A 14728-nucleotide genomic window follows, 5' to 3' on the forward strand; every position below is an offset into this window, starting at 1 on the left:
GCGGTCTCCTGCGCGGCATGGCACCATAGCGCGACCCGGGGCGCCGCCCACTTCCCGGGCCCACTTCGGGGTGGGACCCGGAGTGAAATCCCCTCTCCCAGTGGGAAGTGGGAGAGGGATGGGTTCACTGTGCGCTCAGCTCTTGGTGAGCGGACGGTAGCGGATGCGGTGCGGCTCCAGCGCCTCGGGCCCGAGGCGCTTCTTCTTGTCCGCCTCGTAGTCCTCGAAGTTGCCTTCGAAGAAGAACGCCCGGCTGTCTCCCTCGAACGCCAGGATGTGCGTGGCGATGCGGTCCAGGAACCAGCGGTCGTGGCTGATGACCACCGCGCAACCCGCGAAGCTCAGCAGCGCGTCCTCCAGGCTCCGCAGCGTCTCCACGTCCAGGTCGTTGGTGGGCTCGTCCAGCAGCAGCAGGTTGCCGCCACTCTTGAGCATCTTCGCCAGGTGCACCCGGTTGCGCTCGCCGCCCGACAGGTCCTTCACCCGCTTCTGCTGGTCCTGTCCCTTGAACGCGAAGCCCGCCAGGTACGCGCGGCTCGGCATCTGCCCCGCACGGCCCAGGTCGATGTAGTCCAGCCCGCCGCTCACTTCCTCGAAGACGCTCTTGTCACCGTTCAGCGCGTCGCGGCTCTGGTCCACGTACGCCATCTTCACGGCCTCGCCGATGCGCAGCTCGCCCGCGTCCGGCTTCTCCACGCCCGTGAGCATCCGGAACAGCGTCGTCTTGCCCGCGCCGTTGGGGCCGATCACGCCCACGATGCCACCCGGCGGCAGCTTGAAGTTCAGATCGTCGATGAGCAGCCGGTCCCCGAAGGCCTTGCGCAGCCCCCGGGCCTCCACCACCAGCCCGCGCAGCGGCGGCCCGGGCGGAATCGTCACCTCGCCCGTCGCGTCGCGCTTCTCCTGCGTCTGGTTGAGCAGATCCTCGTACGCCGCGATACGCGCCTTGCTCTTGGCCTGACGCGCCTTGGGCGACGCACGCACCCACTCCAGCTCGCGCTTGAGCGTCTTCTGCCGGGCGCTCTCCGACTTCTCCTCCAGCTCCAGCCGCTTCTGCTTCTGCTCCAGCCAGCTCGAGTAGTTGCCCTTCCAGGGCACTCCCTCGCCGCGGTCCAGCTCCAGAATCCACTCGGCCGCGTTGTCGAGGAAGTAGCGGTCGTGCGTGATGCAGACGATGGTGCCCTTGTACTCCTTCAGGGCCTGCTCCAGCCACGCCACGCTCTCGGCGTCCAGGTGGTTGGTGGGCTCGTCCAGCAGCAGCAGGTCCGGCTTCTCCAGGAGAATCCGGCACAGCGCCACGCGGCGCTTCTCACCACCGGACAGCTTGGACACGTCCGCGTCCCCCGGCGGCAGACGCAGCGCGTCCATGGCCATCTCCAGGGTGCGGTCCAGCTCCCAGCCGTTGCTCGCGTCGATCGCGTCCTGCAGCCGGCCCTGCTCGGCCAGCAGCTTCTCCATCTGCGCGTCGTCCATCGGCTCGGCGAACTTCGCGCTCACCTCGTTGAAGCGGTCCAGCAGCGCGCGGATGGACTTGAGGCCCAGCTCCACGTTCCCCTTCACGTCCAGCGTGGGGTCGAGCTGCGGCTCCTGCGCCAGGTAGCCCACGCGCGCGCTCGGGTCCGGCTTCGCCGTGCCGAAGAACTCCGTGTCCACGCCCGCCATGATGCGCAGCAGCGTCGACTTGCCCGAGCCGTTGGGGCCGATGACGCCAATCTTCGCGCCCGGGAAGAAGGACAGGTAGATCCCCTTGAGGATGTCCTTGCCGCCCTTGACCTTGCGCAGGTCCTGCATGGTGAAGATGAAATTCTGGGCCATCGTGCTCTTTCTGCCTCCGACTCGGTGACGTGGTCGCTGGCGGATACTAAGGAGCCACGGCGGGCGCAAGGCGCTCGGCCGCTCGCTCGACCTTCAGGACACATCTTTCCCGGGGTTCCGCCACTTCGGACCCAGAACAGCCCGGACCGCGCCCCGCGTCCTCCCTCGCTCCTCCCCTCCCACCCGCTCCCGGGCCCCCCTGCCCTCCAGCCGGGGCTTCACGCCCGGTGCGCCTCCCCCCGGCTATCCGCCCGAGGGACCGCTGCGCAGCAGCCGCAGATGGAGCGAGCGGGCCAGGAAGAAGGCGAAGTCCGCGTCCCCGAAGCGCAGCAGGTCCCCATCCTGCACGAGGTGCTCCCGCTTCGGCTCCAGGAGATGGCCGTTGAGGAGGGTCCCGTTGGTGGACCCCAGGTCCTTCACGCGGCAGGTGGAGACCTGCCCGTGCCAGCGCAGCTCCGCATGTTGTTTGGACACCGACGGATCATTGATGACCAGCTCGCAGCTCGGCAGCCGCCCCACGGTGAGCACATCCTGGGTGCCCAGCGGCGGCAGCGTGGCCACCTGCAGCAGGTCGAAGTTGAGCAGCATCGACACCTGGAGGGCCTCCAGGCTCCCCATGCCGTTGCCCAGCACCGTGCGTTGGGCCCCCAGCCGCAGCGCCATCTGCTCCACCACCGGCTTGGGGGGCTTCTGCACCAGCGCGAACGGGCCAATCTGCCGGCAGAAAAACGGCTCCGACAGGCGTCCCGCCAGCGTCCTCAACTCCTTCACCGTCAGCATTCCGCACCATTGTAACGCGGTCGGGCCTTCCCGGAAGCCGTGGGGGTGGTAAAGGCGTCCCCCACCATGTCCTCCACTCCCGCGCTCGAGCTCCGCGGCCTCAGCAAGAACTACGGCGGCAAGCTCCCGGCCCTCACCGACGTCAACCTCACCATCCGTCCCGGGGAGATCTTCGCCCTGCTCGGCCCCAATGGCGCCGGCAAGACGACGCTCATCGGCTCCGTCTGCGGGCTGGTGAAGAAGACGGGCGGGAAGATTCTCGTCTTCGGGCACGACCTGGACGAGGACCCGGTGCGCCCGCGCTACGAGGTGGGCCTGGTGCCGCAGGAGATCAACTTCGATCCCTTCTTCTCGGTGGCCGAGTCGCTCTACATCCAGCAGGGCTACTACGGGCAGAAGCGGGACGAGGCGCGGGTGATGGAGGTGCTCACCGCGCTCAACCTCCAGAACAAGGCGGACGCGCTCACGCGGGCGCTGTCGGGCGGCATGAAGCGCCGGCTGCTCATCGCCAAGGCGCTGGTGCACAAGCCGCGGCTCGTCTTCCTGGACGAGCCCACCGCGGGCGTGGACGTGGAGCTGCGCCGGGACTTGTGGACGTACGTGCGCAAGCTGGCCTCCGAGGGCACCACCATCGTCCTCACCACGCACTACCTGGAGGAGGCCGAGGAGCTGGCCGACCGCGTGGGCGTCATCAACGAGGGCAAGCTGCTGCTGGTGGAGGAGAAGAAGGCGCTGCTGCGCCGGCTGGGCGAGAAGCGCCTCATCGTCACCTTCTCCGCGCCCGTCACCACCCCGCTGCCCGAGTCCATGCGCAAGGCGGGCGCCACGCTGTCCGCCGATGGCCGCACCCTCACCTATCCCGAGCGCGAGGGCTGCGCTCCCGGAGGAGAAATCCTGCGCACCCTCTACACGCAGGACTTCCCGGTGGGGGACGTGGAGACGCGCCACTCGCGCCTGGAGGACATCCTCATCGACATCCTGCGCGGCAAGCCCGCCGCCCCCGGCGCCGCCTGAGCGCCCCACCCGACTCCCCACGACTTCGCACGACGCCACCATGAACACGATTGGGATGAAGTCCCTGCTGGTGAAGGAAGTCCGCCGCTTCATGCGCGTGCCGGGCCAGACGGTCCTCTCACCGCTCATCAGCACCTCGCTCTACTTCCTCGTCTTCGGCTACTCGCTCTCCGGCCGCGTGCACGAGGTGGAGGGCGTGCCCTACCTGCAGTTCATCGTCCCGGGGCTCGTCTTCCTGGGCCTGGCCAACAACGCCTTCCTCAACAGCAGCTCCTCGCTCTTCATCACCAAGATTCAGGGCACGGTGGTGGACCTGCTGGTGGCGCCGCTGGGGCCGCTGGAGCTGATGGCCGGCTTCATCGGCGGGGCCATGGCGCGCGGACTGCTGGTGGGGGGGCTCACCTGGGTGGTCGCCGCCTTCTTCACCGGCTTCCACCTGGAGCACGCGCCCGCCACGCTCCTCTTCCTGCTGCTGTCCTCCTACACCTTCAGCGTGCTGGGGATTCTCGCCGCCGTGTGGGCCGAGAAGTTCGAGCAGATCAACTTCTTCCCCACCTTCGTGATGCTTCCGCTCACCTTCCTGGGCGGCATCTTCTACTCGGTGCGCGAGCTGCCCTCGCCCTGGAACCACATCAGCCTCTTCAACCCCATGGTCTACATGGTGGAGGGGCTGCGTTACGGGATGCTCGGCATCAGGGGCTTCGCCCCCCTGCTGGGCCTGGGCATCCTCGTGCTTGTTGCCTTGGTGGCAACAGGTCTGGCGTGGGCCGCGTTACGTTCTGGTTACAAACTGAAAGCCTGAGTGTCCGGGGCACGGCTGCCCGCCTGCCCTCCGTCCCCTGCGGCCGAATGTCGCAACCGTGACATTCGCTGATTCTCATAAGCCGGGTTATCGTGTTGCGTCATGGCCGTCCCCTTTGGCAAGTACCAGCTGCTGCGCAAGATTGCCTCCGGCGGGATGGGTCAGGTGTTCCTGGCGCTCGAGCGGGGCGCGGGTCTGGAGAGACTCGTCGTTCTCAAGCTCATCCTGCCGCACCTGGCCGAGGATGATGACTTCCTCACGATGTTCGTGGAGGAGGCGCGGCTGGTGGCCCGGCTGGGACACCCCAACCTCATCACCATCCTGGAACTGACGGAGATCGACGGCCGGCACTGCCTGGCCATGGAGTACGTGCAGGGCGACGACGTGCGCCGGCTGGAGAAGTTCGCGCGCTCGCAGGGCAAGCCGCTGCCGGTGGGGCTGGTGCTGCGCATCATCGCGGAGGCGGCCGCGGGGCTGCACTACGCGCACCTGGCGCGCAACCCCCAGGGCCAGCCGCTGCATCTGGTGCACCGGGACGTGTCGCCGCAGAACATCCTGGTGGGCTTCGACGGAGGCGTGAAGGTCATCGACTTCGGCGTGGCCAAGGCCGCGGGCAGCGCGTCGCACACGGCCACCGGCGTGCTCAAGGGCAAGTACCCGTACATGTCGCCGGAGCAGGCCAATGGCCAGCCGGTGGACGGGCGCAGCGACTTGTTCGCCCTGGGCGTGGTGCTGTGGGAGATGCTGACGGGCCGGCGCCTGTTCAAGGGCGAGTCGGACCTGATGACGCTGCGGCTGGTGCGCGACTGCCAGGTGCCGGTGCCCTCGCAGCTCAACCCGAAGCTGCCGCCGGGCGTGGACGAGCTGGTGCTCAAGGCGCTGGCGCCCACGCCGGAGGGGCGCTTCCCGGACTGCGGGGCCTTCCGGCTGGCCATCGAGGACTACATCCTCCAGTACCGGTTGCCGGCCAGCAACGCGCACCTGGCCGCGTACCTGAGGGACCTGTACACCGAGCGCATCAATCGCGAATCGGATCCGGCCAACCTGGATCAACTGGCCGAGGACGCGGACCTGGACGCGAAGTCCAACTCGTCGCGCAGCAACGCGCGCTCGCTCTCGCAGCAGCCCATGGGCGCGTCACGGATTCCCACGCCTGGGGGGACGGGGACGCCGGTCGTCCCGCCGCCTCGTCCGCTGACGAAGAGCAACGGCCCGCACACGCTGTCCATCCCACAGGCCCCCGAGCCCAAGCGGCGCTTCCCCAAGGTGGCGGTGGCGGCCAGCGTGGGCGCGCTGCTCGTCTGCGCGGGGGCGGCGGTCGTCATGTTGCGCCAGCAGCCGGCCGCATCCCCGCAGGTGACGGATCCCCCTCCGGTGGTGCGGGCCCAGACCGGGCGGGCCCAGACCGGGCCGGTCCAGGACGGGACGGTCCAGAGCGAGCCCGCCGGGAGCGAGCCGGCCCAGAGCGAGCCGGACCAGGCCGGACTGGCCCAGAACGGACAGGCTCAGACGGGCTCGGCCCAGACCGGGACTTCCGAGCAGGTGGAGCCCCAGCCGGTGAAGCCGAAGACGCCGCCGCGCCGCAACCCCTCGCTGGACATCAAGATGGGGCGCTGAGGAAGCCGGGAGGCGGTACGTATGAGGTATGGAGGGGATCGCATGAACGACTCCTCCCTCACGACCGCCGCCCTCTTCGCCGCCCTCTCCCTGCTCGCGGGGTGTACCGGAGCCACGTCGAGCGTCAGAACGCTCCCGGCCCCGGACGTGCGCACCGTGGACCCGCTCTTCGCCGCCTATGCGAGCCCGGACGGCCCCGGCGCCAGCGTCGTCGTGATTCACGAGGGGAAGGCCGTGCTCAGCCGCGCCTGGGGCCTGGCGGAGCTCCCGGAGCGCACGCCCGCCACGACGGGGACGCACTACCGCCTGGCCTCGCTCTCCAAGCAGTTCACGGCCATGGCCATCCTGCGGCTCGTCGAGGAGGGCAAGCTCCGCTACGACGACCGCGTGGCCGACGTGCTCCCCGGCTTCCCCGCCCACGCGAGCGAGGTCCGCATCCGCCACCTGCTCCATCACACCTCGGGCATCTGGGACTACGAGGCCTTCGTCCCGGACACCCAGACGGTGCAGGTGAAGGACCGCGACGTGCTCGCGCTCCTCTCGCGCGCCGAGCGCACGCACTTCCCGCCCGGGACGGCGGTGCGCTACAGCAACTCCGGCTACGCGGTGCTCGCCCTCATCGTGGAGCAGGTCAGCGGAATGCCGTTCGCCCGGTTCCTGCACGAGCGCGTCTTCACCCCGGCGGGCCTGCGCTCGACGGTGGCCCACGAGGCGGGCATCTCCACGGTGCCCCGGCGCGCGTATGGCTACGTGGCCGACGCGACGGGCTTCCGCCCCCGGGACCAGAGCCCCACCAGCGCCGTGCTGGGAGATGGGGGCATCTACTCGTCCGTGGAGGAGCTGGTGGCCTGGGACAGGGCGCTGGACACGCACGCCCTGGTGGGTGAGAGCACCCAGCGGCTCGCGTGGACGGCGCCGGCCCTGCCGGATGGCACCTCCTCGCGCTATGGCTTCGGCTGGTTCGTCGATGACGACGGGGGACGGCTCCGCCTGTCGCACCACGGCGAGACGTCGGGCTTCACCAATGCCATCGTGAAGTACCCGGAGCAGCGGCTCACGGTCATCGTCCTGACGAATCGCGCGGGCGGGGAGCCGTGGAGGCTCGCGCAGCGGGTGGCGGACCTGTGGCTCGGGACGCCCGGGGCGATTCCCTGGCCCTTCGAGACCTTTCCCAACGCGCGCTAGACTGGAGAAGACATGCCCCCTTCGCTCCGCTCCCGTTCGCTGCTCGCGTGCCTGCTGCTGATGACGGGCCTCGCCTGCGGCACGAAAAGGCAGCCCTCCGAGGAGTACACCCAGGCCTATCTCGCCTTCGGCCGGCTGACCGCGGCGAAGTTGGACCAGGCCTATGTGGACCCGGAGATGAGCGCCATCGAGGCGCAGCTACGACGGGTGCCCGGGCAGAGCATGGATGCGGAGGCCGCGGCCCAGCTCCTCGCGCGCATCGACCGGGAGCGGAAGCGCGTCCAGGGCGAGCAGGAGGCCCTGCGCTCCAAGGTGGCGGCCAACCTCGCCGAGCCCCTGGGGATGAAGGGGAGCACCGAGGAGGCCAAGGCGGGCCCTCGCGAGCCCCCGGCCTTCAACGGCCGCATCGAGACGGTGGGAGTGGACTCACTGCGGGAGCGGACGCGCGCGGGGAACAAGGCCACGCTCGTCTTCGTCTACGCCTCGTGGTGCCCGAGCTGCCGGAAGACGTTTCCCATCGTGAACCAGGTGGCGCTCAACTACCAGGAGCGCGGCCTGGAGGTGGTGGGCCTCTCGCTCGATGAAGATCCGTCCGACCTCGTCCGCTACCTGCACAGGTCTCGCCCCGTGTTTCAGCCGCTTCGCGCCGCGCCCTACCCTCCCGGGAGCCTCAAGCGCGCGGTGAGCGACTTCGGCGGGACGTACCCGGACAGCATTCCCTATCTCGCCCTGCTCGATGGCCAGGGGCGGCTGGTGGCGCAGTCCCCCGGCAATCTCAACCGCAGCGCGCTCGCGGCCCACATCGAGCAGGTCCTGCGCTGAGGCGAAAGAGTACCCCTGGACACATGCGCTGATCCGCGACCATTTCCCCTCGCCCTCCGGGAGAGGGACGGGGTGAGGGTATCGGGTGAACCCGGGTTGAACCCCCGGCCCACACTGCGTACCACGGGTTGAAGAACGGGCCCGGACACCCTCACCCTAGCCCTCTCCCGGAGGGCGAGGGGACATCCACGGACCACTCCACTAACGCTGAGGCTCCGTGGCGGGCTCGAGCACCTCGATGGAGGTCACGACGCGGATGCCGCCCTCGTTGCGGAAGGAGGTGCGCACGCGCGTGCCCTCCTGGAGCTGCTCGAAGGCGAGCGGGTCCGGCTGTCCCTCCTGGCGGATGGGCACCGTGTCCTCGTCCTTCACGACGACCTGCACCAGCGGCGCCTTCTGGCCCACGTCGAGCGTGAGGACGTTGCCAGTCGCTCCCTTCACCGTGCCGTTGAGAGAACCGGCGTCCGTCTCGGTGAACTGGTCCCCGGGCGTGGCCTTCTCCTGGACGGCCTTGAGCTCCGGCGGCGTGGGGTCCTCGGCCCTCGCCGTGCCCAGGGCGAGCGTGGCCACGGTGAGCCCGGCGAGTACGGTCGTCCGTGAACGCATGACACTCCTCCTGTCGCGAAAGGTGCACCCGGCCCCCGCCCCCGCCAACCCGCCCCTGCCCTCCTGGACAGCAAGCAGCCCTGGCGGCTGCCGCGCTCAGCCGCGTGAACCCAAGGCTGGTGGGAAACCCGTACGAAACATTCCAAAGCAATCCTTTGCCTTGAATCCTGCTCACTCGGTAGCTTGTTGCAATGCACTGGCATTTGCACTCGAAGAGCGCGGCCATGCTGGCCGTGGTGTTCGCGATCTCCGGCCTGGCCGGGGTCGATGCGCACGCCCAGCAATGCGGTCCAGAAGCCCCTCCACCCGCCGAGCCTCTCAACGACCGGATGAGCGACACGCGGCTCATGCGGCGCATCATTCTCGGGCTCACCGGGACCACGCCCACCTTCGAGCAGTACGAAGCGATGGCGGCCGCGGCCACTCCCGAAGCGCGAGAAACCATCCTGCGCTCGACGCTCGATGACGCGCTCGCCTCGCCGAAGTTCTACGAGCGGATGCTGCGCTTCGGCCACGAGTGGCTCGCGGTGGGCGCGTACACCACCGGCGCCGCCGGCGACGCGTACCAGGGCGACCTGGCCGGCCATCTCCACAAGTGCGCCGCGAGCACCCTGCACCCGGGCGCGTACTACCACGTGAACGAGTTCGCCTCGGACCCCTCCAGGCAGTGCAAGGACCTGGGCGCGGACGGCAATCCCGCCGTGCCCGAGGTGCACACCGTCGAGCCGTGGTGGGCTCCGGGAACCACGGTCCAGGTGCTCGGCAAGGCCGGCTCCAACGTCACCCAGGTCGTCGACGCCAACGGGAAGACGCTCGACTGCGGCGTCGCGCGCGGTGGCTACTACGACCCCATGCTGTCCACCGGGTGCGGCTGCGGGCCGAACCTCGTGTGGTGCTCACCGCTCGCCGGTCTGGGCAGCGCGAGCAACTTCGACCTCAACGTTCAACGGCGCCATCCGTACGAGGAACCCGCGCGCCTGTTCGCGCACCTCGCGTGGCACGACCGGCCGCTGTCGGATCTCGTCCTCGGCAACTACTCGGTGGGCACCAACTGGCTGCGCGCGCTGTACGTGCGCTTCGGCCGGCAGATGGGCAGCAACGCGCTGGACTCGAACACGACGTGGTGGCGCCCGGACGCGGACGGCGCGGCTCGCGACCCGCTGCACCCCACGCCGAATGATCCGCAGGCGTGGCGCGAGTTCGTGGTCGAGGATCTGGAGCCCTTCCACCTCGCGCTCACCAGCGGCCGGGCGCGTTCCGGCAGCCTCGACCGCTCGTACACCTACGATCCCCGCTTCACCACCGAAGCGCCCAAGGGCCTTCCCACCGCCGGCGTGCTCACCATGATTGGCGCGATGTCCTCGTTCCCGCGCGAGCGCGTCCGGGCCGCGCGCTTCCTGGAGATCTTCGCCTGCCAGAGCTTCTCGCCGCCTCCCGCGGACGTGCACTTCCCTCCCTACGAGGTCGATCCCGCGACCGGCGGAACGTGCCTGCACTGCCACAAGACGCTGGATCCCGCGGCCATCTCGTTCAAGCGGTGGGATTTCAACCCGTTCATGAGCAACTACGTCCCGTGGCCCTTCATCCCGGGCGTGGGCAGTCATCGCATCACCAAGGAGTGGCTGTCCGGGAAGTATCCGCACAGCGGCTCCTCCCCGGGCTTCCGGTGGAGGAACGCGTTCCTTCCCAACACCGTGTTGACCCCGGTCACCCCGGAGCAGATCGCCGCCAATCCGGAAGCGGTGCTGCTCGACACGATGCCCGCGACGTACACGCTGCTCGGCCAGCACGGTGATGGCACCATGGGGCCGCTCGGGTTCGGGAAGATCCTCGTGCGCTCCGGTGAGTTCGACCGCTGCGCCGCGCGCAAGCTCTACGCCATGTTCATCGGCCGTGAGCTGAACCCGGCTTCCGAGAAGCGCTTCATCGACAAACTGGCGCAGGAGTTCGTCGCTCGCGACCGCAAGCTCCGGCCCTTCCTCCGCTACCTCTTCGAACAACCTGAACTGCGGAGGGGCCTGTGATGAGCACCCTGCGTTCGATGCTGAAAGCCGCCGCGCTGCTCTCCCTCGCCCTCACCGCGGGGGCCTGCACCGAGAACAAACCGGGCGGCCCCGATGGCCCGAAGACGGACGGTGGCGAGAACTGCGCACCGTCGAGCAGGAATGACGAGATCCGGCTCGGGCTCGCTCCCGCGTGCGAGGGCTGCCACCTCACCGGCAACAAGCCCTTCTTCGCCTCGCTCACCGCGTTCGAGAACGGGCTCGTGTACGACGAGCGGTACGTGAAGCCCGGGGACCCCGACAACAGCATGCTGGTCCAGCTCCTCAAGGGCACCGCTCCCGGAAGCTACCCGCAGATGCCGCCGGGCCAGCCCTACGACGAGCTCGTCGCCAACGGCCACGTCACGCTGAACACCGCGCAGGTGGAGGCCTGGATTCGCGACCTGCCTCCCGCCCCCGAGCGGCTGGAGGCGCCGGACCCGGAAGCCTTCAGCGTCCGCCGGCTGTCCGCCGAGGAGATGGTGGTGAGCCTGATGGATCAGCTCGGGCTCACGCTCGAGGACTTCGTCAGCACCACGGATCCCAACTGGCGCAACAAGCCCTACGTGGTGAATGGCGGCAAGCTCTTCATCTGGCCCGGGGATTGGGCGCCCGGCATCTCGAACGAGTACGTCTCCGACTCGCGCAGCGTCGAGCGGTTCGATGCGCTCGGCGGCGGCAACTCGCTCGTGTACCGCAAGCGGGACGTGGGCTTCGGCCCCTCCGCCGCGCAGACGCTGGTGCAGATGTCGCAGGCCTGGTGTGCACGCGCGGTGGACAAGAAGAGCAACACGGCGGTGCTGCGCTACGCGACGCTCGCCGATACCTCCGCGAAGAATCCGGACGCCGTGCAGAAGAACCTGCGCGCGCTCTACCTGCGCATGCTCGGACAGCCGCCTTCGGACGCGGAAGCCAAGGAGTTGTTCGAGAAGGTCTATGTACCGCTGGAAGCACAGAGCCCCCGCCTCGCCTGGATCGGCGTCTGCGCGTCGCTCATCCGTCACCCGCTGTGGATCACCTACTGAGCCGAGGACACCATGACGACCCCTTCTCGTCGCACGCTGCTCAAGTGGGCCCTCGGAGCCGGACAGTTCGCGCTCCTCGAACGCGCGGGTCTGCTCGGCTCGCGCGCCGCGCACGCCGCGGACACCGATGTCCCCTCCCGGCTCGTGGTCCTCTACATCCCGGGCGGCTACCGGCCGGCGTACTACTTCACCCCGATGGATGACGCGGAGATTCCGCTCTGCGTGCCAACCCCCTCCACCTACAGCGCCGAGCCCGTCTTCTTCGACGCGAGCAAGGTGGTGAACCTCGCGCCCGCGAACGGCCCCTACAAGCCGCTCCGCACCTGGCAGTCGTGGAACCCCCTCAACCCGGCGGAGCGCGGCGGCTTCAGCCCGCTCATGTACGGCTTCACGCACTTCGCGCTGCATGAGCAGATGAGCGTGCTGCACGGCATCGACCAGGGCTCCAACGATCACTCGAGTGCGTTCATCGGCTCGATGTGCGGTGTCGCCGGTGCGGACTACCGGGCGCCCGCCATTCATTCGGTGATCGCCAACCACCTGTTCGAGAAGTACCGCGAGAGCAGGCCCCTGCCCTTCGTGGTCGTCTCCGGTGAGCGCGGCACGCCGCTCGGGATGGGGCTGCCCTCACACGCCTCGCCCATTCGCGTTCCGTCGATCCAAGCGCTCAAGCCACAGCTCTCCTCGAAGCCCGCGGACAATCCCTGGTGGACGGGGCTCGATGCACGCACCGAGGGTCCCGAGCTGGACGCACGCGGCCAGCCCACCGGTGGCACCCTGAAGACGACGACGGTGGAGCGCTTCTCGCTCTCGCGCGCCCAGCAGCTGATGGACCGCTCGACGGGCAAGGTGGACAACTACCTCGAGGGCCTGCATGGCTCGCTGTCGTCGGTCTCGCGCGTGCTCGCGACGGATGTCGTGTCCGTGCTGGAGGGCACCAAGGGCATCGACCTGATGACGGCGAACCGTCCCGCGTACCTGTCGAGCTACCTCGCGAACCAGTCCTTCACGTACACGTTCGGCAACGCGAACTTCCACCTCACCGGGCTCGACCCGCGGATGGATCTCGCGCTGCGCCTGCTCAAGTCGGACCTCTGCACCTCGTTGCACGTCTCGCTGCAGCTCGACTTCGACACGCACAACGGCTTCGGCCACGGCTATAGCTGCGCGCACGGCCGCGGACTCATGGACTGCGTCGCGCGCTTCCTGGGCGAAGCTCAAGGCCGCGCCCGCTCCCGGCAAGCCGGGCAAGACGCTGCTCGATGACACGCTCGTGCTGGTGATGAGCGAGTTCGGCCGGAGCTGGGCCTCACGCGGAAGCGACGGCACCTACTCCCTGCCGGATGACCACCACCCGTTCACCTCGGTCGCCTTCGCGGGCGGAAACGTGGCGGCGAACCGGCAGGTGGGCTCGTACACCCCGCGCGGGCTCGGCGTCCCCGTGGACATCATCGAGGAGAACGGTCAGCCCTCCAGGCGCGTGCCCAGGGCCGCGGACGCAGTCACCACCGCGCTGCGGATCATGGGCATGGGCACGCACGACTTCTTCATCCCCGGCGGCTACGGCGAGGTCACGGGGATCCGGAGGGCGTAGGCGGTTTCTCCTGGGCGGCGGAGAGCCAGGTCCTCACGTGTGAGGCCAGCTCCTCCTCGCTCAGGGGATGCAGCACCCAGGCGGCCCCCTGCGGAGCGATTTCCTTCCGCAGGGACAGGGTGCCCATGAGAACGGAGGCCCCGGCCGCGGCCCATCGCAGCGCGCTCGCGAGCGAGAAGATGGCCTCGGCCCACGCGTGGGCGGCCTCCCCCAGGAGCTTCTGCCGCTCGGCGTCCTGGAAGTCCTCGGGCCTGGGCTCCCGCGCCTGCATCGCGCCCTGGCGGGCCTGCTCCAGCGCCTCCTGCACCCGGAGCAGCCGCTGCTGGAAGCTCGAGCTGGGTCTCCTTGCGCCGCGTCCGCACCTGCCACCGCTTGAGGAAGGCGTCCCCCTCACGGGGGTAGTCCCGCCAGACCTCGAACCCGGCGAACTCCACGAACCGCCTTACCGCCGCCATCACCTGCGCCTGCACGATGGGATCCTCGTCGCGCAGGGACACCTCCACCGGGAGATGTTGGTGCAGGGGAATCTGCACGAGCCGCAGCCCACAGCCGAGGGCCAGCCAGAAGCCATCCAGCTCGTCGCGGAGCGCCTGGTGCTGCGCGCGAAGTGACTCGAGTTCCCCACGGAGCTCAGGGTCCGCGGAGGAAGTCCCCCCGGCGGAGGCGGCTGGCTTCCGGGGACGGACCGTGGCTCCAATGGTCGGCACCATCACCGACAGCACGCCATCCTTGTAGGTCGCCTGGATGCGGTCGCCCTCCAGCCCCTCGGGGAGCAGGATGGAGCGGGAGAAGGCTCCCGCGGGGCGTTCGACCAGGCGGTAGCGCCTGCCCGAGGTCTCCGGCTCCCGCAGCCCCCGCAGGGTCAGCACCTGCCCCTCGAAGAGCACGTCGATCGACTCCTGGGAAACCCCGGGCAGATCCGCCAGCAGCATCAGCCCGTGCCCGGTATCCAGGATGTCCAGGAGCGGCCACCGCTCCGCCATGGTGGCCATCCCGGGCGGGAGGCCCGAGTTCCCCATCTCCGGGCTCCCCGTCTTCGCGAACCGGATGGTGAGGACCCCCTCGCGGTAGTCCGCCTCGGGCCCCTGCGTGAACTCCCGGGGAAGGAGGAGCTCGCGCACGAAGGAGCCCGCCGGGCGCTCGGCCACCAGCACCCGCCCTTCCACCTCGAGGGGAGCGCGGACGCCCTTCAGCTCCAGGCGCCTGCCGGCGACGGTGAGCTCGATGTCCGTCCGGGACACGCCCGGGATATCCACCTCGAGCAGGAACTGGCCCGGAGTCTCCGACACATCCGTGACCGGAGCCCAACGGCTCCGCTGCCCGGAGCGCCCTTCCACGACGGGGAACTCCCCCCCCGGATGCCATGCACTGAGATCGATGCGATCCGCCATGGACTCGAATCTGTACCAATCACCCGGGGTGGGGC

General features: G+C 69.2%; 13 protein-coding genes. 9 read left to right on the top strand and 4 right to left on the bottom strand.

The features are described 5' to 3' along the window. Nucleotides 1-135: 135 nt before the first annotated feature. The gene (ettA, locus tag ACN28I_RS25265) at nucleotides 136-1815 is read right to left on the bottom strand and encodes an energy-dependent translational throttle protein EttA (protein ID WP_420944499.1); all 1680 of its coding nucleotides are present in this window, start codon (nucleotides 1813-1815) and stop codon (nucleotides 136-138) included. A gap of 243 nt (nucleotides 1816-2058) precedes the next feature. Continuing rightward, nucleotides 2059-2595 carry an FHA domain-containing protein gene (locus tag ACN28I_RS25270; RefSeq protein WP_420944500.1) on the bottom strand — a complete coding sequence of 179 codons (537 nt, stop codon included), beginning with the start codon at nucleotides 2593-2595 and terminating at the stop codon, nucleotides 2059-2061. A 66-nt stretch (nucleotides 2596-2661) separates the two neighbouring features. On the opposite strand from ACN28I_RS25270, the gene ACN28I_RS25275 reads away from it, so the two are divergent. The 5 genes from ACN28I_RS25275 (at nucleotide 2662) to ACN28I_RS25295 (ending at nucleotide 8035) form a co-directional block, all read left to right on the top strand. Continuing rightward, nucleotides 2662-3609: an ABC transporter ATP-binding protein gene (locus tag ACN28I_RS25275; RefSeq protein WP_420944501.1), complete on the top strand. Its 948-nt coding sequence runs from the start codon at nucleotides 2662-2664 to the stop codon at nucleotides 3607-3609. A gap of 40 nt (nucleotides 3610-3649) precedes the next feature. Further along, the gene (locus ACN28I_RS25280; protein ID WP_420944502.1) at nucleotides 3650-4411 is read left to right on the top strand and encodes an ABC transporter permease; all 762 of its coding nucleotides are present in this window, start codon (nucleotides 3650-3652) and stop codon (nucleotides 4409-4411) included. A 102-nt stretch (nucleotides 4412-4513) separates the two neighbouring features. Beyond that, nucleotides 4514-6028 (top strand): serine/threonine protein kinase, encoded by a 1515-nt coding sequence (locus ACN28I_RS25285; protein WP_420944503.1) that lies wholly within the window; start codon nucleotides 4514-4516, stop codon nucleotides 6026-6028. 42 nt (nucleotides 6029-6070) lie between these two features. Continuing rightward, nucleotides 6071-7213, top strand: coding sequence for a serine hydrolase domain-containing protein (locus ACN28I_RS25290; protein WP_420944504.1), 1143 nt, complete (start codon nucleotides 6071-6073; stop codon nucleotides 7211-7213). Between the two features lie 12 nt (nucleotides 7214-7225). After that, the gene (locus tag ACN28I_RS25295) at nucleotides 7226-8035 is read left to right on the top strand and encodes a TlpA family protein disulfide reductase (RefSeq protein WP_420944505.1); all 810 of its coding nucleotides are present in this window, start codon (nucleotides 7226-7228) and stop codon (nucleotides 8033-8035) included. Nucleotides 8036-8236: 201 nt separating this feature from the next. Here the strand turns inward: ACN28I_RS25295 and ACN28I_RS25300 are convergent, their stop codons facing one another. After that, nucleotides 8237-8641, bottom strand: a complete 405-nt coding sequence (locus ACN28I_RS25300) for a hypothetical protein (RefSeq protein WP_420944506.1) — start codon at nucleotides 8639-8641, stop codon at nucleotides 8237-8239. A 224-nt stretch (nucleotides 8642-8865) separates the two neighbouring features. Between ACN28I_RS25300 and ACN28I_RS25305 the strand changes: the two genes are divergently transcribed. From ACN28I_RS25305 to ACN28I_RS25320, 4 genes are read left to right on the top strand one after another with little or no spacing between them, the layout of a single operon-like run. Then, the gene (locus ACN28I_RS25305) at nucleotides 8866-10665 is read left to right on the top strand and encodes a hypothetical protein (RefSeq protein WP_420944507.1); all 1800 of its coding nucleotides are present in this window, start codon (nucleotides 8866-8868) and stop codon (nucleotides 10663-10665) included. Continuing rightward, nucleotides 10665-11708, top strand: coding sequence for a hypothetical protein (locus ACN28I_RS25310; protein ID WP_420944508.1), 1044 nt, complete (start codon nucleotides 10665-10667; stop codon nucleotides 11706-11708). Before ACN28I_RS25305 ends, ACN28I_RS25310 begins: the two co-directional genes overlap by 1 nt. 12 nt (nucleotides 11709-11720) lie before the next feature. Continuing rightward, entirely contained in the window at nucleotides 11721-12974 is a 1254-nt protein-coding gene (locus ACN28I_RS25315; protein ID WP_420944509.1) for a hypothetical protein, read from the top strand. A 16-nt stretch (nucleotides 12975-12990) separates the two neighbouring features. Beyond that, nucleotides 12991-13302 (top strand): hypothetical protein, encoded by a 312-nt coding sequence (locus ACN28I_RS25320; protein WP_420944510.1) that lies wholly within the window; start codon nucleotides 12991-12993, stop codon nucleotides 13300-13302. Here the strand turns inward: ACN28I_RS25320 and ACN28I_RS25325 are convergent. Further along, nucleotides 13269-14639: an Hsp20 family protein gene (locus ACN28I_RS25325; protein ID WP_420944511.1), complete on the bottom strand. Its 1371-nt coding sequence runs from the start codon at nucleotides 14637-14639 to the stop codon at nucleotides 13269-13271. The two genes, ACN28I_RS25320 and ACN28I_RS25325, sit on opposite strands and share 34 nt — an antisense overlap. Nucleotides 14640-14728: the final 89 nt, after the last annotated feature.

Source organism: Archangium gephyra (assembly GCF_049060025.1).
GTDB lineage: Bacteria > Myxococcota > Myxococcia > Myxococcales > Myxococcaceae > Archangium > Archangium gephyra_A.